The 22,264-nt window shown below is 68.2% G+C and carries 19 protein-coding genes; 8 read left to right on the top strand and 11 right to left on the bottom strand.

What is annotated here, in order from left to right; all coding sequences use genetic code 11:
* Positions 1 to 139: 139 nt before the first annotated feature.
* From WT53_RS25920 to WT53_RS25910, 3 genes are all read right to left on the bottom strand, one after another.
* Positions 140 to 1,930 carry an acyl-CoA dehydrogenase gene (locus tag WT53_RS25920; RefSeq protein ID WP_034209390.1) on the bottom strand — a complete coding sequence of 597 codons (1,791 nt, stop codon included), beginning with the start codon at positions 1,928 to 1,930 and terminating at the stop codon, positions 140 to 142.
* A gap of 418 nt (positions 1,931 to 2,348) precedes the next feature.
* Positions 2,349 to 3,497 carry an AraC family transcriptional regulator gene (locus WT53_RS25915; RefSeq protein WP_034209391.1) on the bottom strand — a complete coding sequence of 383 codons (1,149 nt, stop codon included), beginning with the start codon at positions 3,495 to 3,497 and terminating at the stop codon, positions 2,349 to 2,351.
* Positions 3,497 to 5,131 carry an AMP-binding protein gene (locus WT53_RS25910; protein ID WP_034209392.1) on the bottom strand — a complete coding sequence of 545 codons (1,635 nt, stop codon included), beginning with the start codon at positions 5,129 to 5,131 and terminating at the stop codon, positions 3,497 to 3,499. The genes WT53_RS25915 and WT53_RS25910 overlap by 1 nt, the downstream gene beginning before the upstream one ends.
* 310 nt (positions 5,132 to 5,441) lie before the next feature.
* Between WT53_RS25910 and WT53_RS25905 the strand changes: the two genes are divergently transcribed.
* A complete protein-coding gene (locus tag WT53_RS25905) occupies positions 5,442 to 6,542 on the top strand; it encodes an AraC family transcriptional regulator (RefSeq protein WP_034209393.1) in 1,101 nt (366 codons plus the stop codon).
* Positions 6,543 to 6,557: 15 nt separating this feature from the next.
* Here WT53_RS25905 and WT53_RS25900 read toward each other — a convergent pair whose 3' ends face one another.
* The 5 genes from WT53_RS25900 to WT53_RS25880 form a co-directional block, all read right to left on the bottom strand.
* Positions 6,558 to 8,060 (bottom strand): HAMP domain-containing sensor histidine kinase, encoded by a 1,503-nt coding sequence (locus WT53_RS25900; RefSeq protein WP_034209394.1) that lies wholly within the window; start codon positions 8,058 to 8,060, stop codon positions 6,558 to 6,560.
* Entirely contained in the window at positions 8,060 to 8,770 is a 711-nt protein-coding gene (locus WT53_RS25895) for a response regulator transcription factor (RefSeq protein ID WP_034209395.1), read from the bottom strand. Before WT53_RS25895 ends, WT53_RS25900 begins: the two co-directional genes overlap by 1 nt.
* A gap of 529 nt (positions 8,771 to 9,299) precedes the next feature.
* Complete coding sequence (locus WT53_RS25890; RefSeq protein WP_034209396.1) at positions 9,300 to 9,950, bottom strand: hypothetical protein; 651 nt, start codon at positions 9,948 to 9,950, stop codon at positions 9,300 to 9,302.
* Positions 9,947 to 10,174, bottom strand: a complete 228-nt coding sequence (locus tag WT53_RS25885; protein ID WP_034209397.1) for a hypothetical protein — start codon at positions 10,172 to 10,174, stop codon at positions 9,947 to 9,949. Before WT53_RS25885 ends, WT53_RS25890 begins: the two co-directional genes overlap by 4 nt.
* A 150-nt stretch (positions 10,175 to 10,324) precedes the next feature.
* Positions 10,325 to 11,077 carry a hypothetical protein gene (locus WT53_RS25880; protein ID WP_060262251.1) on the bottom strand — a complete coding sequence of 251 codons (753 nt, stop codon included), beginning with the start codon at positions 11,075 to 11,077 and terminating at the stop codon, positions 10,325 to 10,327.
* Positions 11,078 to 11,263: 186 nt separating this feature from the next.
* Between WT53_RS25880 and WT53_RS25875 the strand changes: the two genes are divergently transcribed.
* A complete protein-coding gene (locus tag WT53_RS25875; protein WP_059822018.1) occupies positions 11,264 to 12,220 on the top strand; it encodes a DUF4189 domain-containing protein in 957 nt (318 codons plus the stop codon).
* A 195-nt stretch (positions 12,221 to 12,415) separates the two neighbouring features.
* Here WT53_RS25875 and WT53_RS25870 read toward each other — a convergent pair whose 3' ends face one another.
* Positions 12,416 to 13,294 carry a LysR substrate-binding domain-containing protein gene (locus WT53_RS25870; protein ID WP_082725026.1) on the bottom strand — a complete coding sequence of 293 codons (879 nt, stop codon included), beginning with the start codon at positions 13,292 to 13,294 and terminating at the stop codon, positions 12,416 to 12,418.
* Positions 13,295 to 13,369: 75 nt separating this feature from the next.
* Here WT53_RS25870 and WT53_RS25865 point away from each other — a divergent pair, with 75 nt between their 5' ends.
* The 5 genes from WT53_RS25865 (at position 13,370) to WT53_RS25845 (ending at position 19,388) form a co-directional block, all read left to right on the top strand.
* Positions 13,370 to 14,269, top strand: coding sequence for a CoA ester lyase (locus WT53_RS25865; protein ID WP_060262249.1), 900 nt, complete (start codon positions 13,370 to 13,372; stop codon positions 14,267 to 14,269).
* Positions 14,266 to 15,498 carry a CaiB/BaiF CoA-transferase family protein gene (locus WT53_RS25860; protein ID WP_082727534.1) on the top strand — a complete coding sequence of 411 codons (1,233 nt, stop codon included), beginning with the start codon at positions 14,266 to 14,268 and terminating at the stop codon, positions 15,496 to 15,498. Before WT53_RS25865 ends, WT53_RS25860 begins: the two co-directional genes overlap by 4 nt.
* A 56-nt stretch (positions 15,499 to 15,554) precedes the next feature.
* Positions 15,555 to 16,478 (top strand): amidohydrolase, encoded by a 924-nt coding sequence (locus tag WT53_RS25855; protein ID WP_082727533.1) that lies wholly within the window; start codon positions 15,555 to 15,557, stop codon positions 16,476 to 16,478.
* A gap of 71 nt (positions 16,479 to 16,549) precedes the next feature.
* Entirely contained in the window at positions 16,550 to 17,926 is a 1,377-nt protein-coding gene (locus WT53_RS25850) for a TIGR00366 family protein (protein ID WP_060262247.1), read from the top strand.
* A 16-nt stretch (positions 17,927 to 17,942) separates the two neighbouring features.
* Positions 17,943 to 19,388 carry an MmgE/PrpD family protein gene (locus WT53_RS25845; protein WP_060262245.1) on the top strand — a complete coding sequence of 482 codons (1,446 nt, stop codon included), beginning with the start codon at positions 17,943 to 17,945 and terminating at the stop codon, positions 19,386 to 19,388.
* 52 nt (positions 19,389 to 19,440) lie between these two features.
* On the opposite strand, the gene WT53_RS25840 is transcribed toward WT53_RS25845, so the two are convergent.
* Positions 19,441 to 20,328, bottom strand: a complete 888-nt coding sequence (locus WT53_RS25840) for a LysR family transcriptional regulator (RefSeq protein WP_060262243.1) — start codon at positions 20,326 to 20,328, stop codon at positions 19,441 to 19,443.
* Between the two features lie 113 nt (positions 20,329 to 20,441).
* Between WT53_RS25840 and WT53_RS25835 the strand changes: the two genes are divergently transcribed.
* Complete coding sequence (locus tag WT53_RS25835; RefSeq protein ID WP_034209514.1) at positions 20,442 to 21,212, top strand: NAD(P)H-dependent oxidoreductase; 771 nt, start codon at positions 20,442 to 20,444, stop codon at positions 21,210 to 21,212.
* Positions 21,213 to 21,441: 229 nt separating this feature from the next.
* Here the strand turns inward: WT53_RS25835 and WT53_RS25830 are convergent, their stop codons facing one another.
* Complete coding sequence (locus tag WT53_RS25830; protein ID WP_060086794.1) at positions 21,442 to 22,242, bottom strand: hypothetical protein; 801 nt, start codon at positions 22,240 to 22,242, stop codon at positions 21,442 to 21,444.
* Positions 22,243 to 22,264 lie beyond the last annotated feature (22 nt).

The raw sequence follows: 22,264 nt of genomic DNA, 5'->3' as shown, positions 1-22,264 counted from the left end.
TCGCCGCCGACAGCCCGGCGGGGCCGCCGCCGACGATCACGACGTCGTATTCCATCGATTCGCGCGGGCCGTATTGCGCGAGCAAGTCCTGTGTGGTCAAAATCCTGTCTCCTCCTGCTGCATCCCGACCGTCAGCCGGTCAGAACTGGTCTTCCGTCAACGCGAGCACGCTCTCGTTGCCCTTCGCGCCGACGATCGACGCTTCGAGCGCGCCCGCCTGCACCAGCACGTGCTCCGCATAGCATTGCGCGATCGCGATCTTCGCGTCGAAGAACGCGACGTCGTTCGCGCGGTTCGCGTGCGCGGCCACCAGCGCGCGCGCCATCTGCCACCCGCACAGCACGACGCCCGCCAGCTTCAGGTACGGCACGCTGCCCGCGAACACCGCGTTCGGGTCCTGCTTCGTGTTCGCCAGCACGTAGTCGACCACCGCCGACAACGCGCGCGCCCCCTTCTCCAGTTGCGCCTTCATCGAAGCGGCCGCCGCACCGTCGATCTTGCCGAGCGCCGCGACCGTGTCGCCGATCTCCGCAATCAGCGCCTTCGCCACCGCGCCGCCGTCGCGCATCGTCTTGCGGCCGACCAGGTCGTTCGCCTGAATCGCGGTCGTCCCTTCGTAGATCGCCAGGATCCGCGCGTCGCGGTAGTACTGCGCCGCGCCCGTCTCCTCGATGAAACCCATCCCGCCGTGCACCTGCACGCCCAGGCTCGCGACGTCGTTCACCATCTCCGTGCTCCAGCCCTTCACCACCGGCACCAGGTATTCGTAGATGGCCTGATGACGCGCGCGCGTCGCCTCGTCCGGATGGCGATGGGCGATGTCGCTGTGCGCGGCAGCCACATACGCGAGCGCCCGCGCGCCTTCGGTCAGCGCACGCATCGTGCCCAGCATCCGGCGCACGTCCGGGTGATGGATGATCGTCACCGACTGCTTGGCCGAGCCGTCCACCGGACGGCTCTGCACGCGTTCCTTCGCGAATTCGGCCGCCTTCCGGTACGCGCGGTCGGCCACGCCGATCCCTTGCATCCCGACGCCGAAGCGCGCCGCGTTCATCATGATGAACATGTATTCGAGGCCGCGGTTCTCCTCGCCCACGAGATAGCCGATCGCGCCGCCGTGATCGCCGTATTGCAGCACCGCCGTCGGGCTCGCCTTGATCCCGAGCTTGTGTTCGATCGACACGCAGTGCACGTCGTTGCGCGCGCCGAGCGAGCCGTCGTCGTTGACCAGGAACTTCGGCACGATGAACAGCGAGATGCCCTTCACGCCTTCCGGCGCGTTCGGCGTGCGCGCCAGCACCAGATGGACGATGTTGTCCGCCATGTCGTGCTCGCCCCACGTGATGAAGATCTTCGTGCCGAACACCTTGTACGTGCCGTCGCCCTGCGGCTCGGCGCGCGAGCGCACCAGCGCGAGATCCGAACCGGCTTGCGGCTCGGTCAGGTTCATCGTGCCGGTCCATTCGCCCGAGATCAGCTTCGGCACGTAGCGCTGCTTCTGCTCGTCGGTGCCGGCCGTCAGCAGCGCCTCGATCGCGCCGTCGGTGAGCAGCGGGCACAGCGCGAACGACAGGTTCGACGCGTTCAGCATCTCGATGCACGGCGTCGCGATCAGCTTCGGCAGCCCCTGGCCGTCGTATTCGGCCGGATGCTGCAGCCCCTGCCAGCCGCCTTCGACGAACTGACGGAACGCATCGCCGAAGCCCGGGGTCGCGGTCACGACGCCGTCCTTCCAGCTGCTCGGGTTGCGGTCGCCTTCGACGTTCAGCGGCGCCAGCACCTCGCCGCAGAATTTCGCGGACTCGTCCAGCACGGCCTGCGCCGTGTCGTAACCCGCATCCTCGAAGCCCGGCAACTGCGCAATGGCGTCGATACCCGCGAGTTCCTTCAGCACGAACAGCATGTCCTTGACGGGGGCGTTATAGCTCATGGTCGATGTTCCAATCAGGCGGTGAATAGGGGGCGCCACGGGGTCCGATACGGCAAAACCGGCCAAGCCGGGCGACGCGATGGGCCATCCTAACGCCGGGCATCCGGATTCCCATTGTCATATCCGGCCCACATGGTGACAAAACCGGCCACGTCGCATGCCGGCGGACACCACCGCGCCCGGCGGCGAACGCCCGCCGGACGGGCGTCGGCGCCCGGTCCGTCGGTATCGGCAATCGCGGTGATGCGCGCCAACAGGAAACGACCGGCGGCACGCGCGCCTGCCCGGCTCGCGCGACGAAGGAAGCCGGTTATGGGAGTGTCCGCTCAAAAACCGGCCGTGAAAACCACAAAAGGAGCCGGTTATGGGATTGAATCCGTGCACGCGCGAATCCGCGACGCTCAACCCCGCGCCCGCATCACGCCCGGCGCCGATACGTCCCCGGCGTACTGCCGGTCCAGTGCCGGAACGCGCGATGAAACGCGCTCGGGTCGTCGAAGCCGATATCCGCGCCGATCGCGGCGATCGTGTCGGGCGTATCGGTCAGCCGCTGGATCGCGATATCGCGCCGCAGCTCGTCCTTCAGCACCTGGAACGTCGTCCCTTCGGCGGCCAGATGGCGGCTCAGCGTCCGCACCGAACAATGCAGATGCTCGGCCGCCTGGTCGATCACGGGCAGATCCGGCAGCGCCGCCGACAGGTACTGCCGCACCCGATGGCACACGAGCTGTTCGCTGAACGATTCGAAGATCCAGTCGCCGGGCGCGCGCGCGAGGAATTTGCGCAGGTTGCGCTTGCTCTGCCGGATCGGCGCGTCGAGGTAATCGGCGCTGAAGCGCATCAGCGTGCGCTCGCGGTCGAACTGCACCGCGCCGGTGAAGAAGTACAGGTGATCGACCGCGTGGCGCGGCCGCGGGCACGCGAACTCGATCTGCAGCAGCGGAATTTTCTGCCCGATCAGCCAGGAGCATACGCCGTGCACGAGCTTGAGCATCAGCTCCTGGCCGAGCGCGCCGATCGGCCCGATGGCCTCGTTCGGGCGCAGCAGCACCTGCGCGACGAGATCGTCGCGCTTCGATTCGACGAAGAAGTCGTCGAGCAGGATATGGAAGAATTGCCCGAAACGATGCAGCGCCGTTTCGAGGTTGCGCGCATCGAGCAGGCTCAGGCACAGATACTTCAGCGTGCCGCCGCGCAGCGGGCGCGAGAAGATGCCGGGCATCTCGTCGTCGAGATCGATCGCGAGCGTGCGGTACAGCGTCGAGAACTGTTCCTCCGTCACGCGCGCGTGCGGCTCGCCGAGCAGCTCGATCGGAATGCCGGCGCCGCGCAGGTAGCGTTCGACCACGTCGCGCTGCACGCCCGCGCTCGCGAGAAAGCCGTTGACGAGCGAGATCGGCACCGTCGCGCTCGGCGACGGCAGCGCACGCCCGGGCCGGGCGGAAAGTGGATCTGAGCCGGTCATCGCATCCCCGTCGATCGAACCGACCGCATTGTACTTGAGTGGCCCGCGCGCCACCTTCGTGGCTTTCCGCGCAGCCGCGGCCGCGCGACGCGTCGCCCTCATCAGTCGGTGCAGCTGAGTTCCCGGCGCAGGATCTTGCCGACCGTCGACTTCGGCAACCGGTCGACGAATCGAACCCACTTCGGCACCTTGTACGCGGCCAGGCTCGCGCGGCAATGGGTAACGATCTGCGCTTCCGTCACGTCGGCGTCCGGCGTCAGCACCACGAACAGTTTGACGGCCTCGCCCGTGCGCGGGTCCGGCACGCCGATGCACGCGCATTCGGCCACGCCCGGCAGCGCGGTCGCCACCGCTTCCACCTCGTTCGGATACACGTTGAAGCCCGACACGATGATCATGTCCTTCTTGCGGTCGACGATCCGCAGGAAGCCGGCCGGATCGAACACGCCGACGTCGCCGGTGCGGAAATAGCCGTCCGCCGTGAACGCGGCCGCATTCGCGTCCGGTTTCTGCCAGTAGCCGCTCATCACTTGCGGCCCCTTCACGCAGATCTCGCCCGCTTCGCCGATCGCCACCTCGCGATCCTGCTCGTCGAGCAGCTTCACGTCGGTCGACGGCAGCGGCAGGCCCGTGGTGCCCGTGAACCGGTCGATCGATTGCGGGTTGAACGACACGACCGGCGACGTTTCCGACAGCCCGTAGCCCTCGCGGATGAAATTGCCCGTCACCGCCTTCCAGCGCGACGAGATCACGTCGATCACCGCCGCGCCGCCGCCGGCCGACAGCTTCAGCCGCGACCAGTCGACCTCCTTCAGGCGCGGATGGCCGGCAAGCCCCGCGTACATTGTGTTCACGCCGACGAACACCGTCGGCCGCGCGGCCTTCAGCACGTCGACGAACCCGTCCATGTCGCGCGGATTCGCGACGAGCCAGTTCTGCGCGCCGATCGCGAAGTAGGACAGGAAGTTCACCGTCAGCGCGAAGATGTGATACAGCGGGATCGCCGTGACGACGACTTCTTCGCCCGGCTGGCGCGCATCCGGCACGATCGCCGCGAACTGCGCGATGTTCGCGACGAGGTTGCGATGCGACAGCGCCGCGCCCTTCGACAGGCCGGTCGTGCCGCCCGTGTATTGCAGCAGCAACAGGTCCGCGCCGCTCAGCGCAACCGGCTCGCACGCGAGCGATTCGCCGGCGGCGATCGCGTGCGCGAGCGCGGTCGAACCGGGCGGCAGTGCGTCGCACGTGCCGGCCGGCGCATCGACGACGCCGAGATCCTCGCGCCCCACGCTCAGCACGGTGCGCACGCGCGTGCCGCCGACCACCTCCGCGAACGTGCCCATCGACCCGCCGCAGACGACCGCCGCCTCGACTCCCGCGTCGTTGAGCTGATGCTCGAGCTCGCGCGCGGTGTAGTGCGGATTCACGTTGACCTGGATCGCGCCGATCTTCGCGACGGCGACGAACACGACCGGAAACGCCAGCACGTTGGGCAGCATCACGGCGACGCGATCGCCCTTGCGCACGCCGACGACCTGCTGCAGATACGCGGCCAGCGCGGTCGACAGGCGGTCGACGTCGGCATAGGTGAGCGTGCGGCCGAACGCATGGAACGCCGGACGCTCGGCGAAGCGGCGCATCGCGTCGTCCAGCAGCGCGCTGACGGAAGGATGGCGATCGGCGTCGATCTCGGCGGGGATCGAGTCGTACGACCCGGTCCAGTGTCTGTTCGTCATGTCTCGCTCCTCGGGGGACGGCACGCCGGCATGCGCGCCGTTCGCACGGCGGCCTGCACGCCGGAAGGACGCGGGCCGCCGCCTGAGCGGCGACTATCGCCCGCGCGACGCGCTTTGCAAATGATCCGGCCGGCCGAAAACATGATCGAAACGGACACACGCATGCAGGTGCCCACGTCGCTTCGCACTGCAAACGCCCGTCCGGTCGGGCCGTCCCGTCGGCACGTCAGGGTGAACCCTGTGGCGAACGGAATCGTTCCCGCGCAGAATGGCAAGCCGTCAACGATATCGATTCGGACGCAGGATCCCCATGTCGCGCAGTGCGCTGTTGAAACCGACGGACGCCCGTCCCCCCCGGCTGCCCGACGCCGAAGCCGCCCACGCGTTGCGCGAGCAGCGCTTCACGCCGGCCAAGCTGGCCGTGCTGGTCGACGTGGCCGCGCAAGCCGGCCTCGACCCGGCGACGGTGCTCGCCGGCACCGGCCTCGCGCCGGCCGATGTCGCGGACCCGTTCACGCTCACGTCGCCGCTGCAGTTCCTCACGGCCGCGCGCAACGCGGTCGGCCGGTACGACGGCACCGACCTCGGCGTGCGCGTCGGCCGCCTGCTGCGCGCGTCGAGCTACGGCATGTACGGCTACGCGATGCTGTGCTCGGAATCGCTCGCGCGCGCGTTCGATGCGGCCGTCAAATATCATCGGCTCGCGAACGGGATGCTGCCGATCCGCTGGGTCGAACACGGCGACACCGCGTCGTGGCTGTTTCCGGACCGCCACGAAGTCGCGCTGCCCGATCTCGACCAGCCGCTGTACCGTTTCCTGATCGACATGCAGTTCGCGCTGCACGTGACGATCATCAAGGACGTGATGGGCGGATGGTGCGTGCCCGCGCGCGCGCAGTTCGCGCAGCCGCGGCCGCCGCATGGGGCGCTGCTGGCCGACGCACTCGAATGCCCGATCGCGTTCGACCAGCCGCATCACGTGCTCAGCTATCCGGCGGCCTGGCTCACGCGCGCGCCGCAGCTCGCGAATCCGATCACCGCCGCGCAGGTGTCGTCGCACTGCGCGCAGTTGCTCGACGAATTGCGCAGTCGATCGGGTATCACGCGACGCGTATACGAGGAGCTCACCCGCACGCCGGGGCAATTCCCGGACATCGACGCGATCGCCGAGAGCCTGTGCATGACCTCGCGCACGTTGCGCCGCAAGCTGGAAGCCGAAGGCACGTCGTACAGCGAACTGCTGACGAGCGTGCGCAAGGCGCTCGCGATCGACTACCTCGGCACGACCACGCTCAGCACCGAGGACATCGCGTTGACACTCGGCTTCAGCGATGCCGTGGGATTCCGTCACGCGTTCAAGCGCTGGACCGGCACGACGCCGAGCGACGTGCGGCGCAAGCGCGGCGCGTAACGCCGCCGATCGCGGTCAGCGTGCGTCGCCCGCCGCCGGCGACGCCACTGCCAGCGCAAACTCGAACACCGCGCCGCGCCCGGGCCGGTCGACGAGCCGGATACCGCTGCCGTTGAGCGCCAGCATCCGGTGCACGATCAACAGGCCGAGCCCGCCGCTCGTCGCCGTGCCGCCGCTCATCGGCCGCTGCGGCCGCTGGAACAACCCTTCGCGCCGCGCCGCCGGAATCCCTTCGCCGGTATCCGACACGGTCACGACCACGCGGTCGCCCTGCGGTTCCAGCGCGATCTCGACCTCGCCGTGCGAAGGCGTGTGCCGCAGCGCGTTGTCGAGCAGATTGGTCAGCACGCGCTCGATCATCCCGAGATCGGCCGACACGGCCGGCACGCGCGGCGGAATCCGCGCATGCAACGCGACGCCGCGCGACTGCGCGGCCAGCTCGAATTTCTGGAACACGTCCTGCACGAGATCGACGAGCGAGAACGGCTCGCGCTCGGCCTGCACGCCGCCCGATTCGAGCCGCGCCAGCTCGAACAGCGCCTGCGCGAGCCGCCCGACCTTCGCGCTCTGCGCGAGCGCGATCGACAGGTAGCGCCGCCGCTCGGGCTCGGCCAGCGTGTCGGCCTTCAGCGACAGCGTCTCCAGATAACCGTGCAGCGACGTGAGCGGCGTGCGCAGGTCGTGCGAGATGTTCGTGATCAGTTCGCGCCGCTGCTGGTCCTGGCGCGTCAACGCGCGCCACTGCTCGCCGATCCGGTCGGCCATCTGCGCGAACGCGGATTCGAGCACCGCGATGTCGTCGCCGCGGCGGCCCGGCGGCAAGCGCAGCACCGGCAGCGGCGCGTCGAGCGCGCCGGGCGCGGCGTTCGCGTCGAAGTCGCGCATCGCGGCCGTCAGCCGGCGCAGCGGGCGCGTGATGAAGCCGAACGCGACGAGGCCCGCCAGCAACCCGAGCAGCGCGACGATCGCCATCGACCACAGCGTCGTGCGCAGCACGTTGCCGGCATCGACGCGCGCGGCGAGCCGGTCATGTGCCTCGCCGAGCAGCACCACGTAGATGTAGCCCGACGGCGGCTGCCCCGCGCGCTGCAGCGGCGCGGCGCTGAACACCTTGCGCGCGTCCGGGCTGCGCGGATCGTCGCCGAGGATCGGCAGCGGCTGGCCTGCGATGAAGCGCTGCACGGGCGCGAGATCGACGCGGTCGCGCTTCACGTGGCCCGGCGGCGCATCGTCGCCCTTGATGCGCCCGGCGTTGTCGAGCAGGTACACCTCGACGCTCGGGTTCACGCCCATCAACTGCCCGAACAGCGTGCGCACGGCGTCGGGACGCAGCCCGTTCGCGTCCATCAGCGGCGCGCTGCCGGCGATGTTGGCGGCCAGGTCGCGCGACAGCGCCTGCACGACTTCCTTCTCGCGCATGTCGTTCGCGCGGATCTGCAGCCATGCCGACGCGCCCGAGCACGCGAGCAGCAGGATCGAGAACACGAGCGACAGCCGCCGCGTGAGCGTGAGCTTCATCATGCGTCCGGCGCGGCGAGCTTGTAGCCGCGTCCCCACACGGTGAGGATCCGCACGGGCTCGGCCGGATCGGCCTCGATCTTCGCGCGCAGCCGGTTGATGTGGGTGTTGACCGTGTGTTCGTAGCCTTCGTGCTGGTAGCCCCACACGGCATTGAGCAGGTCCATCCGCGAGAACACCTTGCCCGGATGCCGCGCGAAGAAATACAGCAGGTCGAATTCGCGCGGCGTGAGATCGATGCGTACGCCGTCGACGCTCGCCTCGCGCGCGATCGGGTCGATCGCGAGCCCCGCGACGTCGAGCGTGCCCGCGTCGATCCGCGAATCGCGCGCGAGCGCATCGACGCGCCGCAGGAGGGCCTTCACGCGTGCGACGAGTTCGAGCACCGAGAACGGCTTCGCGAGGTAGTCGTCGGCGCCGAGTTCGAGGCCGAGGATCCGGTGCACCTCGCTCGACCGGGCGCTCGTGATGATGATCGGCGTGTAGCGCGTCATCGCCCGCGCGCGCCGGCAGATTTCGAGGCCGTCGACGCCGGGCAGCATCAGGTCGAGGATCAGCGCGTCCCAGCCGCCCTGTTCGAGCAGGCGCAACCCTTCGGCGCCGTCCGCGCTGTGCACGACCTCGTAGCGCTCGTCGCGCAGGTGCAGGCTCAGCACGTCGGCGATGTCGGCGTCGTCCTCGACGATCAGGATGCGTTTCGGATGGTCCATGGCGGTGGGCGGCGGTACGTCGGAGCTCGGTCACGGTTGTCGGGCGGCGATCACGGCCGGCGCGAAGCGCGGCGGAAGGCCGCGCTGCCGTCATTGTGCAAAATTTTGCGGCGGCAAGGGATCACATTTCGTTTATGTTTGCGCCGCGCGTGCGCCGTCGGCCCACGCCGTCACGGGCGGGCGCGGCAATCCGGCCCTTGAAACGCGATGTCGGACATGCCAGGCAACACGCTCGATCGACAGCGAAAGGTTTGCCAGCCGGCGTTTGGCAAGCGCGGAGGGACGCGAAGGGTTTCAGTACGGAATCCGTGCGGCTCGCTTAGGCGCTCCCGTCGTTGCAACGGGTATCTCGCGGGCGATTCGACGCACAACGTGTCCGTAGCACCGAATCGGTCGGATCGGCGTGTCGTGGGGTGGCAACCGAACCAGGCGATATGGATGAGGTTGAACGAACGCGCGCCACGCCGTCGAGCGCAATAACGGACGAAAAATGTGTCTGGCAGCCTCGGGTACCGGCGTCGCCCCTTCGTCAACCACTCGATTCCGGCGGCACGATCCGGGCATCGGCCGCCCGCGACTCGCCTCTGCGTTCCGCATCGCGCATGCGCTCCGTGAGTTCACGTAATCGCTCGGCAGGAATTTCGTCGTGTTCCACCCCTTCGCGGCCGTCACCCCCGGCGCTACGCCAGAACTTCGCGCGACGCGGCCCGGTCGACGAAATGTCGGACGCAATCCCATCGACGATCGACTTCAAATTCGATGTCGAAGGAGGTGCGTTGTCGACTCCCTCCGTTTGCATCCGCGCGATCCACTCGATCGTCATCGCATCGTTCCTGCTCACGCCTGCCATGCGGAAAATGCAGGGCTCACTTTGCGAGCGATCGGCTCGGAGCAGCACCGTGCGCAGGAATCCCTTCGCGAATCCGATGCTGCTGAATTGCCAGTCGGCATCGCGCTCGACAAGGGCATCGTTGACGGTCTGCTGCATCGAAACGTGATCGGTATATCCCGCATAGCCTTTCGGCTCGCCGGGAAAGTACTGAAAATCCAGCGACGGTGACGCGTCCGGTCGCGGTATGCGTGCTGCCGCCCGCTTTCGCCTGCTGTTGTTCACTGCCGCCACGAACGCAATCAGACCGGCGCACGCGCCGATCAGGACGGCAAGGACCGTCTGCTTCATCGTTTGCTCTCGACGCGCGCCGCGGCCGGATCGCTTTCCTTTTTGAGCGAGCGTGCGTAGGCGTCGTCTGCGCCGACGTTCAGCGCCATGGCTGCATCGAAAAGCGCCGTGACGGCGGCTTCATCGTCGCCCGACGCACAAATTTTCTCGGCTTTCGCGATATACCGCTGCTGATCGTCATAGACGGGCTGATCGATGGTTTTGTCCGCAAGCGCGCCGTTCACCTGCGTCCTGTACAGCGCGAGACTTGCCGCGCATTTCGATCCGGCCGGCTTGCAGGCAAACGTGGCCAGACATAGCAGGAGCGCGCAACAAAGCTTCATCGATCGAGGCCTCTCTCAATACTGCAAGAACGTCCACCGCTTCACGAACGGCTACAACGACTGGTCGTCGATCGCCACGAGCTGCCAGCACGATCTCGACCGCTGGAAGCGATAGCGAATCTTGTGGTCGTTGTCCGATCCGGCATATTCGACATGGCCGGTCGTCTTGTCGTCCTGAGTGACGCGAACGACCTTTCCTTCCCGCCTGGCACGCTCGATATCCATCATCAACGGGTAGGACGCCTTTTGCTCGGTGACGTGTCGGGTCACCGGTTTGGGCTCCGGCCGGGCGGCGGCATCGATATCGGTGATGGCGAGAGGCCAGCGGGTAAACCGCGCCTGGATCGAAATCCTGCCGGAAAACGCCTTGACGAAAGCGCCGAGTTCGCTGGCGGGACAGACCGACGGGTCGAGCAACGGCGCCTTGTCCGCCGCCGCTCGGGCCGGCTCCGCGTCGACCGGCCCGCTGAGCCGCGTGACCGCCAGCACCTTTTCGACAATGCGGCTGTTTCCCTTCATGTAGGTCGTCGCCGAGATGTCACACACCGCGTTCTGCCCGCATTCCTTTTGCGCCCTGGACTCGGCTGCGGAGTCCGCTTCGAAGAAACACGTCGGCTTGCCGTCCTTCTCCGTCGAAGAGCCGGCCATGCCGGAGCCGGAGCTGAACGTGCCGCTGCAAACGAAGAACGTCGGGGGAGAGGGAGCGGTCGCGGAGCGGGCCGATGACTGGTCGGCCATCGCCTCGCCCGCTACCGCGACGAGCGTCACGGCCGACCAGCCCATTAACAGTTGGATGCGAGACATAAGCGGCCGCCTCATTTTGAAATTTCATTCGACCATGAATTTGCGGTCAATCCTATCGTGAATGCATCATCTTCGATTGTTAAGAACTGCAAAATCAACCGGAAATTTTCCACAATAAACTTCGATGCCGCGAAGTGATATAACGCAACGAGTCTTCAAGGACATTGCGCAGAGGAAGCATCGACAATGAAAACGAATGGACTCCTTTCTATTGCGGCGGTTGCGCTCGCCGGGCTCTCGTTGCCGACGCAGGCGTTCGCGCAGACCTATCCGTGCGGGGGGCCCGGTCCCGGCGAGCGGGTCGTGGGCATGACGCAAGGTGGTCCCGGCGTCGCGCCGAGCCCGCTATGCGCGCCCGACGATAGCGATTCGGCGCCCTCCCGCTCTTCCGGCAGGAAGGAGCCCGAACACGGTGACGGGTGGCTTCGCTACGAAGCCGAAACGCCGTCGAACACACGATATACCGCCGTTGCCTGGCATCAAGATGCCGCCGACATCTGGGTCGTCGGCAATTTTGTCTATCGCAACGACGCCGCGCTCGCGGCAGTAGCTGCCTGCAACGCCGTGATGGGAAAGGGCTGCGAACTCGCCGGCACGTGGTGGAATTCCTCGGTCACGATCGTCCGTGACCGGTATGGTTCTTTTGCCATGGGTTGGGACGGCAACGGCGGTGCTCAAAGCAAACAGACGATGGCCGACTGCTCGGCACATCAGCTCTTGCCATGCGAGGTATTTGCCACGATCGCCCTGGGCAGCCGGCGTTCGCCCGATGTCTCGGTCCGCAAATTCTATGCGGTCTCCGCGTGGGCTACCGATGCGGCGGGAGACGACGGAAAGCTTTATGTTGCGAGCGGGTATCGCAAACTCGAGGATGCGACCAACGCTGCCATCAAGGCCTGCAGCGACGCCACCAGGACCGCGTGCAAGAGCAATGCGCTCACCGGCAACGGCGTCATTCTCGCCTACCGGCTGAATGGCGGAGAAATCAGCGCGACCTCCGAAACCTCGGCGGCGCGTGCGCGAGCGGCCGCTCAGGCGGCCTGCAACAAGCAGGCGAACACCAGTTGCGAGATTCAGGCCGTGTTCGACAGCCGCCGGCCGGGCCTCTTCGTCCACGACTTCAAGACCGGTCAGACGCGCTAACGGCAGGTGTCGTTGCCGGGTGTTTGCGGGGCTGCGATCAGGCGCCGATCCAATTTGGTCGGACCGCCTTCGCGTCATGCTCGTGCCCGCGAGCGCAGCGCACGGCTCGAGTCGGCCGACGGTAGAAACCGGGCGTCGGCCAGCGCCGCCGGCTTCGTCCGCCGCTCCGTCGCCATCCGCATGGCCGCCGACAGATCAACGACGCTGCACCATCCGGCGGCTGATCGCGAGCCATTCGCGGATCGCACCCTCGCGCGCCGAGCCCCGGCGCCAGAGTATGCCGAAGCGCCGCGGTTCGGTCGGCTTCGGCAACGCGAGCCGCACGATCCTCAACCGCTCCGCGAGCGGCGACGCAATGTCCGGCACCAGCGACACGCCCAGCCCGCGCTCGACCATCATCGCGATCGCCAGCAGCGAATTGATCTCGAAGCGTTCGTGCGGATCGATCCCGTGATCGCGCAGATAACGGTCGGCCTGCTTGCCGCCGCCGAGACTCCGGTCGTAGCGAATGAGCGGCTCCTGGCGCAGCAGGTCGTGCGCGTCGCGCGCGGCGAGCGCCTGCGGCGCCAGCACGACGAGCGGCTCGATGCGCAACAGTTCCCAGACCATGCTTTTCGGCAGCGCGAAACTCGGATGCAGACAGACCGCCGCATCGTGATCGCCTCGCCGCACCGACTCGTAAAGCTCCGCCGACGTACCGGACTGAATCAGCACCCTCAGCCGCGGATGCTGGGTCGCGAACTGTGCCAGCACGTCGGGCAGGATACTGTGCAACGCGGTGTTGATCGCGCCGAGACGCAATTCCCCGGACAGCTGCGCATCGTCGGCCGCGACCGATTTCAGGCCGTCGAACTCGCGGACCAGCCCGCGCGCACGCTCGAGCACGCGGTAGCCGGCCTCGGTCGGCCGCACCGATCGCCCGGCGCGGGCGAGCAGTGCCACGCCCAGCTCCCGCTCCAGCACCCGCATCTGCAAGGCAACCGCGGCGGGCGTGAGATCGAGGCGGCGAGCGGCCTGCGCCATCGAGCCCGTATCGGCGACGAGCACGAAGCTCTTGAGGAACACGATATCCATAAAGATAGATTTTCTATCGTTTGAAGGAATCAAACCTGTATTCATCGAGTGTAGCGGGGTTTCTATACTGGCCGCATGAAAAGCAAACTGTTTGTTCCCTGCTCCCGTCCCGACCTGTTCGACAAGGCCCTGAACGGTGCCGCCGACGCCGTGTCGTTCGATCTCGAGGACGCGGTCGCCGACGACCGCAAGGATGCCGCGCGCGCCGCGCTGCGCGCGCGGCTCGACCAGCCGCTGCCGGCGACGAAAACCATCGTGGTGCGCGTGAACGCGCTCGGCACGCGCGGCTTCGACGCCGATCTCGACGCGGTCGCGCGCTCGGGCGTCGCGATCGTCAACCTGCCCAAACCCCGCGACGCGGACGACGTGCGCGCAGCGGCGGCCGCCCTCGAACGGGCCGAGCGCCGCAACGGCGTCGCGACGCCGCTCGGACTCCTCGTCAACATCGAAACGCCGCGTGCGCTGCGGCTCGCATCCGAACTCGCGACGGCCCATCCGCGCGTGATCGGCTTGCAGCTCGGCCTCGGCGACCTGTTCGAACCGCTCGGCATCGATCGCCGCGAAACCGCGGCGATCGTGCCCGTGATGCTCGCCGTACGCGTCGCCGCGGGCGAGGCGGGCATCGCCGCCTACGACGCCGCGTTCGCCGACATCGCGGACATCGACGGCTTTCGCAGCGAGGCGAGGCTGGCGCGGCGCCTCGGCTTCGCGGGCAAGAGCTGCATCCATCCGACGCAGGTCGGTATCGCCAACGACGTGTTCCGGCCGACGCTCGACGAAATCCATGCGGCATTGCGGGTGCTCGACGCGCAGCGGCAGGCCGCCATCGACGGCCGCGGCGCGTACGTGGTCGACGGCCGGATGATCGACGCGCCCTTCGTCGCCCGCGCCCGCGCGATCGTCGACGAGGCGATTGCATTCGGCCTGATCCCCCCGCCCGACACCGCGCCGCAACCTGCTCGCATCGCACCATGACCCGACCTTTCATCGACGCGCCCGCCCCACCGGAAACGCCCCGTTGCGGCCACGCCGGCGCCGGCCCGCTCGCCGGCATCCGCGTACTCGACCTGAGCGCGTACATCGCCGGCCCGTACGGATGCACGTTGCTGGCCGATCAGGGCGCCGACGTGATCAAGATCGAGCCGCCCGCCGGCGACAACCTGCGCAACTATCCGTCGACGCTGGACGCGCAGAGCCGCGCATTCCTCGGCGTCAATCGCGGCAAGCGCGGGATCGTGCTCGATCTCAAGCAGCCGGCCGGTCGCGAGGTGCTGCTCGAACTCGTCCGCGACGCCGACGTGCTGGTCCACAATTTCCGGCCGGCCGTCCCCGCGCGGCTCGGCATCGACTACGCGCAGCTTCGCGAACGCAATCCGCGCCTCGTCTACTGCGCCGTCAGCGGCTACGGCGAATCGGGCCCGCTGCGGGACAAGGCCGGCTACGACCAGGTGCTGCAGGCGATGACCGGCATGTGCGCGCTGCAAGGCGAACCCGGCGCGCCGCCGTCGATCGTGTACGGCTCGGTCGTCGACTATTACGCGGCATCGCTCGTCGCCGCCGGCGTCGCGTCCGCGCTGTACGAACGGACCCGCAGCGGCGCCGGGCAGTACGTGGGCATCTCGCTGCTGCGCGCCGCACTCGCGATGCAGTCGGCGCGAATGGTCTGGGCCGAAGGCGAGACGCGCGACGTCGGACGCGACATGCGCTCGGGTGGCGTCACGGGCCTGCATCCGACCCGCGACGGTCATCTCTACCTGTCCGCGAACACGCCGCATTTCTGGCGCGCGTTGTGCGTGAAGGTCGGCCTGCCCGCGCTCGCCGACGATCCGCGCTACGACACGGTGCGCAAGCGCGCCGACGCGCACGACGTGCTCGTCCCGCTGCTGCGCACCGCACTGCTGGCCCGCACCGCCAGCGAATGGGAAACCGTGTTCGGAGACGACGTGCCATGCGCCGCGGTACGCGAGATCGAAGACATGTTCGACGATCCGCAAGTCGACGCGGAACGGCTCGTCGCCGATTTCGAGCATCCGACAGCCGGCCGCTATCGCGGCTTCTGCCGACCGATCGCGTTCGACCGCACGCCGGGCCCCGATCCGTTCGGCGCCCCGGCGCTCGGCGAGCACTCGAACGACGTGCTCGCCGAGCACGGCTACGATGACGAACGGCGCGCCGAGCTGCGGCGTCGCGGCGCCATTCGCTGAAGCGGCATCTTGCCGGCAGAACGCCGGCAGAACGACAAGACTCACCCGGAGACGCCATGACAAGACGTACGTTCCTCGCCCCGCTCGCCGCCGCGAGCCCATCGCACGCTTGTGCGCCCGGCCCCGCGGCGGCCGAAGCGACGACCAGGCCGGCACACGCGGCGCCGCGGCTCGCGTGCGACGCGCACCTCCACGTCTTCGACCGCCGCTTTCCGTCCGAACCCGGTGCCGAGGTCTACGCGCATGCGACGGCCAACGACTACCAGCGCGCGATCCAGGCCAGGCTCGGTACCACGCGCGCCATCGTCGTCACGCCGCGTGCGTACGCAGCCGACAACAGCGTGACGCTCGATGCGATACGGCAGCTCGGCGCGGACCGCACACGCGGCGTCGGCGTGGTACGCACGGACGTGACCGACGCCGAATTGCGTGCGCTCCACGACGGCGGCATCCGCGGCGTCCGGTTCACGCTCTATCGCCCCGAGCATGCACCCACGCGTTTCGACATGGTCGAGGCATTGTCCGCACGCGTGCATGCGCTCGGCTGGCATGTGCAGCTCCATTGGACGGCCGACCAGATCGCCGCACACGAGACGCTGCTCATGCGCCTGCCGTCGACCATCGTGTTCGACCACATGGCCCGCCTGCCGCAGCCGGTCGGCACGTCGCACCCGGCGTTCGCGATCGTGCGCCGCCTCGTCGACCAGGGCCGGGCCTGGGTCAAGCTTTCCGGGCCGTACCTCGATTCGCGCGTCGGCGTGTCCGGACGGTTCGCCGACGTCGACGCGCTCGCCCGCGCATGGGTCGCCGCGGCGCCCGAGCGGCTGGTATGGGGCAGCGACTGGCCGCATGCGACGGAAACCGTCCCACCGGACGACGCGCGGCTGTTCGATCAACTCGCGGACTGGGTGCCCGATGACCATCTGCGCGAGCGGATCCTCGTCCGCAACCCGGCCCAGCTGTACGACTTCCCCAGCTGAGCGCCACACCGCCGCAGCGACGAAGCGTCGACACGCATCGCCGACATGACAAACATCAACAGGAGACATGCATGCGCCTCGCCGATTCCCCGCCTCGTGCGGCCCGCATCCGCCTGACCGACGCGACGATTCGCGTGTTCGAGCGCACGATTCCCGATCCGTTCGTCCTTGCGCTGCTGATCACGGCGTTCGTCGCCGTGCTGGCCGTCGCGATCGCGCCGCGCGCGACGCCGGCCGCCATGATCGGCGGCTGGACCAAGGGATTCTTCGATATCCTCACGTTCACGGCACAGATGGCACTCGTGTTCGCGACCGGGCACGCGCTGGCCCATGCGCCGCTCGTGCAGCGCGGCTTCCGCGCGATCGTGTCGCTTGCGCGCACGCCGGCCCAGGCAGCGACGCTGGTCTTCCTGTCGGTGGCCGTCACGTCGTTCGTCAACTGGGCATTCGGCCTCGTGATCAGCGCGTTGCTGGCGCGCGAAGTCGCGAAGCGGCTGCGCGTCGATTTCGCGTGGATCGTCGCGTGCGGCTTCTCGGGGTGGGTCGTGTGGGCGAGCGGACTGTCGAGCTCGATCGCACTCGCGCAATCGACGCGCGGCAGCGCGATGAACGTCGTCGAGAAGCTGACCGGCCACGTGCTGCCGTTCAGCGAAACCGTACTGACCCGCTTCAACCTGGCTCCGACGCTCGCCATGCTCGTGCTGACGCCGGCGCTGCTCGTCTGGCTCATGCCCGGTCCTGCCCGCGCCGAAGCACTGCCGCCCGGCCTGCAGCCCACCCCCGCTGCACCTGCGCCCGCCTCGCCCGGCGGCGCCGGACGCCGCTCGCCGGCGCAGTGGCTCGAGCGCTCGTGCGTGCTCAGCGTCCTGGCCGGGCTGTTCGGCCTGTCGGTGCTGGCGCTGACCTACGCGGGCCGCATTCCGCTCGCCGGCGTCAATGTCGTGATTCTCGCGATGCTCACGGCGGGCGTGCTGCTCCACGGCCACCCGCTCGCCTATGCGCACGCGATCAAGCAGGCAACCGCGCAGACGGGTTCGCTGCTTGTTCAATATCCGCTGTACGGCGGCATCATGGGGCTGATGGACGCGACCGGCCTGCCGGGCGTCATCGCGCATGGCTTCATCGCGATCGCGACCGCCGACACGCTGCCGTTCTGGAGCTACGTCTGCTCGCTCGCGATCACGTTCCTGATCCCGAGCGGCGGCGGACACTGGGCCGTACAGGGCCCGTTCGTGGTGCCGGCCGCCGTCGCGCTGCACGCGTCGCTGCCCGCGACGACCATGGCTGTCGCAATGGGCGAACAGGTGTCGAACATGATGCAGCCGTTCTGGGTCGCACCGGTGGTCGCGATGGCCGGCATCGGCGTGCAGCGGGTGCTCGGCTACACCGCGCTGACGTTCTTGCTCGGCGCGATCGTCTACGGCTGCGCGCTGCTGTGGCTCGTCTGATGCGCGCGGAGGCACGATGAATCGCAGAACGTTTCTCGCCGCGCTGGGCGCGGCCGCCGCCCGCCCCGCCGTCGCCCAGGTTGCGCCGGCCACGCCCACCCTGGCGCACCGACTGGCCGACTATGCCGCCGCGCTGAACTGGGAAGCGCTCGACGCGACGACGATCGAAACCGCGAAGGCGCACGTCATCGACGCGCTCGGCTGCGCACTGGTCGCCCATGATGCGCCGCCCGTCGCGATGTGCCGGCGCATCGCGACGACGGCCGCGGGGCCCGCGACGCTCGTCGGCACGCGGCGTCGCTCCACGCCCGAGCTGGCCGCGTTCGCCAATGGCGCGGCCATCCGCTACGAGGATCTCAACGATCTGTACGTGGGCGCCGAACCGGGCCATCCGAGCGACAACGTCGCGCCGTGCCTGGCCGTCGCCGAAGCCGAACGCGCGAGCGGCCGCGACCTGTTGCTCGCGATCGTCCTCGCGTACGAAGTCGACTGCCGGCTGCTGGACGCCGCGAACATCACGAGCCGCGGCTGGGACCATCCCGTCTACAGCCTGCCCGCCGTCGCGCTGGCGGCAGGCAAGCTGATGCGGCTCGATCGCGGCCGGATGGAACACGCAGTCAATCTGTCGCTCAGCGGCCATCTCGCGATGAACCAGACACGCGTCCAGCAACTGTCCGACTGGAAAGGTCTCGCGGACGCGTCCGCGTCGCGCGACGGCGTGTTCTCCGCGCAACTCGCTCGCGAAGGCGTAACCGGGCCGGCGCCGATCTTCGAAGGCCGGGCCGGACTGTTTCAGCAGGTGTCGGGCCCGTTCGCGCTCGACGTCTCATCGTTCGGCGGCCCGCAACGCCCGTTCCGGATCGATGCGTGCGCAATCAAACCCTATCCGGCCCAGGGCTACACGCTGACCGCGATCGCTGCCGCGATCGACCTCGCGACGCAAATCGGCGACCCCGCGCGCATCCGCGCGATCCATATCGACACGACGCACATGGGCTACGTGACGGCCGGCCGCGATCCCGAAAAGTGGCGGCCCGAGACGCGCGAGACGGCCGACCACAGCCTGCCCTATATCGTCGCTCGCGCGCTGCTCGACCATGACATCACGCGCGACAGCTACGCGCCGGCCGCGTTGCACGATCCGGCCGGTCGCGCGCTGATGGCCGTCACAACAGTCTCCGAGGATGCGCGCCTCACCGCGATGCAGCCGAACGCGATTCCGAATCGGCTGACGGTGACGCTCGACGACGGTCGAAAGCTCGAACGGCAAGTCGACACGTTGCCCGGCTTCCCCGGTCAGCCGACGTCGCGCCCCGATACTGAACGCAAGTTCCAGCACAACGTCGCGGGGCGTCTGTCGGACAAGCGTGCCCGACACGCGCTCGACGCCCTGTGGGCGCTCGATGCCCGCACCGATCTCGACGGACTGCTCGCTCTGCTGGCCGTCGAATCCCGGTCGTGACTTGCGCCACGCGCAGATCGACGGTTGCCCGCGCGTCCGGACCGTGGGTTCGTCAACGATGCTCGTCGCCCGCGAGACGCGCGTGCAACGCCTCGACCGACGTCGCGACGAACGATGAGAACGCGCGAATCCGCGCGGTGTCGCGCAGGTCCGGATGAGTCAGCAGCCACAGGTCGGTCGCCAGTTCGTCGATCCGGCCGCCCAGCCGCACCAGATCGCGATCGCCGTCGGCCAGGTAGCACGGCAACACGGCCGCGCCGATACCGGCACGCGCCGCGGCGAACAGGCCGAGCAGCGTATCGACCCGATATCCGCAGCGTGCATCGGCTCCGTGCGCATGCATCCATCGCTCGAGCGGCCGGTAACCCATCCGCCGGTCCGGGCCGACCCACGCGAGATCGTCGGCACGATCGCGCCACTCGCGCGTTGCGTAGACGGCCTGCGCGATCGTGCCGACCCGGCGGCCGATCAGCGTTTCAGGCGGCGACGACGACGGACGGATCGCGACGTCGGCCTCGCGCTTCGACAGGTCGAAGACCGCATTCGATACCGACACTTCCACCGTGATTTCGGGGCAGGCGCGCCGGAACGCGGCGAACACCGGCGACAGCAAGCCCGACAGCAACGTGTCGGTCGTCGTCACGCGCACGGTGCCCGATGGCCGCGCGTCGCGGCCGGCCACGCGCCGCTCGACGCCGTGCACCTCGTCCTGGATCCGCTCGGCGGCAGCGGCGACGTCCTCGCCGGCGGGCGTCGGTGCATAGCCGGCGCGGGTCCGCTCGAACAACTTGACGCGCCATTCGGCTTCGATTGCCGCCAGGCGGCGAAACACCGTCGCGTGGCTGATGCCAAGCCGCCGCGCCGCGCCCGCGAGCGAGCCGGCTTGCGCCACCGCCAGCACGAGCTGCAGGTCGTCCCATGACAGCCGCTGTTCATTCATGCAAACCTCGTTTGCGAAACTGGCCCATTCCCGTTCATTTTCGCAACGCGTACCGTATCAGGCAAATACCGACGCAAGCCGCCTTCACCGACACGTCACGAGGAATGCCGCCGATGCATACGCTGATCGTTCATTGCCATCCCGAACCGCGCTCGTTCAACGCCGCCCTGCGCGACACCGCCGTGCGGACGATGCGCGCACTCGGCCACGACGTCGCCGTGTCGGATCTCTACGCGGACGGATTCGATCCGGTCGAGGCGCCGCGTCACTACCCGTGCCGCGCGAATGCCGACGTGTTCTCGGCGCTGGTCGAACAGCGCCACGCCAGCGCACATGCCACGTTGCCCGCCGACGTGCGCCGCGAAATCGCCCGCCTCGAGCAGGCGGACCTCGTGGTGTTCCAGTTTCCGATCTGGTGGCATGCGGCGCCCGCGATGCTGAAGGGCTGGTTCGATCGCGTGTTCGTGAACGGCGGCCTGTACACGGGCAGCCGCCGCTACGATCGCGGCCACTTCCGCGGCCGGCGTGCGCTCTGCTCGGTCACGACCGGTGCGCCGGCCGCGACGTTCGGCCCGGGCGGGCGCAGCGGCGAGATCGGCCTGCTGCTGTGGCCGATTCATTACTCGCTGCATTACATGGGGTACGACGTGCTGTCGCCGGTGCTCGCGCATGGCGTGCAGGACGCGCGCGGCGGGTACGTGTATCAGGACGATGCGGCGCTGGCGGCCGAACTGGCCGCGCATCGCGACGGTCTCGCGCGCCGGCTCGCGAACTGGCAAACGGACAGGCCGCTGCGGTTTCCGGGTTGGGACGACTGGGACGAGCACGGGGTACTCAAACCGGGAATCGTCGGGTACGACCGGTACGTGCGCGGTTGTGCGTGAGTCCCTCGCCAAAAATTCCGTGGCACTGCCTCCAACTGACTTGCGATCGGACGAGGAGGAAGGCTGCGGGTAATCTCAACGGCGGACAGCAGAGCGCGTCGCCACGCTCGGGGAAATCGGCGAATCAGGCAGCCACTGCCTGACGACTCGACCTGCTGCATGCCGCCATGCAGCAGGTCATCAACCGCCATGGACACGCGATCGATACCGGCGCGCCGCCCATGCATACTCAGTACGACTTACCGCCCACCGTCGCCGCTTCCAGTTCGCGCGTGATGATCTGCGTGCCACCCACGTCGGCGACCGACTTGACCAGGCCGACACCCGGCGCGAGCCAGTCGTCCGCGATCGTCTTGCTCGTCAACGCCGGGTTGGTGAAGGTCTCCGTCGTGTGATAGTGGCAGGCATTCGCAAAGACCTTGCCGTTGCGGAGACTGACCGTTTCGCGCGCGACGTACGTCCGCTGGATCGAGACGGACGTTTGCGCGCCGCCTGCCGGATAGACCGGCGTATCCACGTAATTCGCCGTTTCGCTTCCCGCGAGGCCGATCGTCTCGACATAGGGCGGCGAGTTCACGTCCCGCAACGCAAGCGTGCCGCCGCTGTAGACCTCGCCGCCGTAGTTCGTGCGCACGCCGTTGCCGACGAGGTAGTAGTGATTGGTCTGAATCGGCGAGCCTGTCGTGGTTTCGGCCTGCTGCGTGAGCGCCACGCCGTTGAACGTCGCCGGCGCGTAAGTCCGCGTGTACACGCCGTTGTCGACCGACGGGCTCTGCGATGTCGCTTGCGTATACATATGAAGTTGCACGGTATCGCCCTGCTGGTAAACCGGATCGCACTCGACGTTCGAGGCGGTCGGCGAACCCGTATTACCGTCGGGTGCGCCCGTGGTCGGCGTGCCGCCGCTCGAGCCGCCGCCGTTGTTGTTGCTGGTTCCCGATCCGCCGGACGCCACGGGCGAGGAATTGTCGTCGCCGCCGCAAGCGGTCAGCGCAACGCAGGTCAATGCAATCAGTACAGCGGCTTTCATCGGGGTCCCCTTTCAAACGAAC

This window comes from Burkholderia sp. MSMB2157WGS (assembly GCF_001532755.1).
GTDB lineage: Bacteria > Pseudomonadota > Gammaproteobacteria > Burkholderiales > Burkholderiaceae > Burkholderia.
The sequence above is the reverse complement of the archived record's forward strand: the minus strand, read 5'-3'. Positions and strand labels throughout refer to the sequence as shown.

Excerpts from the sequence above, each read along its gene's own strand:
- WT53_RS25870 (WP_082725026.1), bottom strand. The coding sequence starts at position 13,294 with ATGGATATCGTGTTCCTCAAGAGCTTCGTGCTCGTCGCCGATACGGGC.
- WT53_RS25845 (WP_060262245.1), top strand. The coding sequence starts at position 17,943 with ATGAATCGCAGAACGTTTCTCGCCGCGCTGGGCGCGGCCGCCGCCCGC.
- WT53_RS25880 (WP_060262251.1), bottom strand. The coding sequence starts at position 11,077 with ATGTCTCGCATCCAACTGTTAATGGGCTGGTCGGCCGTGACGCTCGTC.
- WT53_RS25895 (WP_034209395.1), bottom strand. The coding sequence starts at position 8,770 with ATGGACCATCCGAAACGCATCCTGATCGTCGAGGACGACGCCGACATC.
- WT53_RS25920 (WP_034209390.1), bottom strand. The coding sequence starts at position 1,930 with ATGAGCTATAACGCCCCCGTCAAGGACATGCTGTTCGTGCTGAAGGAA.
- WT53_RS25905 (WP_034209393.1), top strand. The coding sequence starts at position 5,442 with ATGTCGCGCAGTGCGCTGTTGAAACCGACGGACGCCCGTCCCCCCCGG.
- WT53_RS25875 (WP_059822018.1), top strand. The coding sequence starts at position 11,264 with ATGAAAACGAATGGACTCCTTTCTATTGCGGCGGTTGCGCTCGCCGGG.
- WT53_RS25865 (WP_060262249.1), top strand. The coding sequence starts at position 13,370 with ATGAAAAGCAAACTGTTTGTTCCCTGCTCCCGTCCCGACCTGTTCGAC.
- WT53_RS25840 (WP_060262243.1), bottom strand. The coding sequence starts at position 20,328 with ATGAATGAACAGCGGCTGTCATGGGACGACCTGCAGCTCGTGCTGGCG.
- WT53_RS25850 (WP_060262247.1), top strand. The coding sequence starts at position 16,550 with ATGCGCCTCGCCGATTCCCCGCCTCGTGCGGCCCGCATCCGCCTGACC.
- WT53_RS25860 (WP_082727534.1), top strand. The coding sequence starts at position 14,266 with ATGACCCGACCTTTCATCGACGCGCCCGCCCCACCGGAAACGCCCCGT.
- WT53_RS25835 (WP_034209514.1), top strand. The coding sequence starts at position 20,442 with ATGCATACGCTGATCGTTCATTGCCATCCCGAACCGCGCTCGTTCAAC.
- WT53_RS25855 (WP_082727533.1), top strand. The coding sequence starts at position 15,555 with ATGACAAGACGTACGTTCCTCGCCCCGCTCGCCGCCGCGAGCCCATCG.
- WT53_RS25910 (WP_034209392.1), bottom strand. The coding sequence starts at position 5,131 with ATGACGAACAGACACTGGACCGGGTCGTACGACTCGATCCCCGCCGAG.
- WT53_RS25830 (WP_060086794.1), bottom strand. The coding sequence starts at position 22,242 with ATGAAAGCCGCTGTACTGATTGCATTGACCTGCGTTGCGCTGACCGCT.
- WT53_RS25890 (WP_034209396.1), bottom strand. The coding sequence starts at position 9,950 with ATGAAGCAGACGGTCCTTGCCGTCCTGATCGGCGCGTGCGCCGGTCTG.
- WT53_RS25900 (WP_034209394.1), bottom strand. The coding sequence starts at position 8,060 with ATGAAGCTCACGCTCACGCGGCGGCTGTCGCTCGTGTTCTCGATCCTG.
- WT53_RS25915 (WP_034209391.1), bottom strand. The coding sequence starts at position 3,497 with ATGAGGGCGACGCGTCGCGCGGCCGCGGCTGCGCGGAAAGCCACGAAG.